Genomic DNA, 422 nt, shown 5'->3' with positions numbered 1-422 from the left:
CGGGCTTTTTTTTACCTAAAATTTATGATCTACTTATACATTAGCAAAATAAGGAATTTCTCTTTAGCTCAGTTGGCAGAGCAACGGACTGTCCTGTTTATAAGATATAGCGTGTGTTGCTGGTTAAAGCCCAGCAAGAGGAGCCACATTAAAAAGCCTGAACACATTGTTCGGGCTTTTTTTTACCTAAAATTTATGATCTACTTATACATTAGCAAAATAAGGAATTTCTCTTTAGCTCAGTTGGCAGAGCAACGGACTGTCCTGTTTATAAGATATAGCGTGTGTTGCTGGTTCAAGCCCAGCAAGAGGAGCCACATTAAAAAGCCTGAACACATTGTTCGGGCTTTTTTTTACCTAAAATTTATGATCTACTTATACATTAGCAAAATAAGGAATTTCTCTTTAGCTCAGTTGGCAGA

The 422-nt window shown here is 37.0% G+C and carries 2 tRNA genes; both read left to right on the top strand.

Annotated features, from left to right (window positions below):
* Positions 1-57: 57 nt before the first annotated feature.
* Positions 58-146: transfer RNA gene (locus H5084_RS19310), tRNA-OTHER, on the top strand.
* Between the two features lie 82 nt (positions 147-228).
* A tRNA-OTHER gene (locus H5084_RS19305) sits at positions 229-317 on the top strand.
* Positions 318-422: the final 105 nt, after the last annotated feature.

It is taken from the genome of Psychromonas sp. SR45-3 (genome assembly GCF_014163575.1).
In the GTDB taxonomy this organism is placed as follows: domain Bacteria; phylum Pseudomonadota; class Gammaproteobacteria; order Enterobacterales; family Psychromonadaceae; genus Psychromonas; species Psychromonas arctica.
Note: the sequence above shows the minus strand (reverse complement) of the source record. Positions and strands in the feature narration are given on the sequence as shown.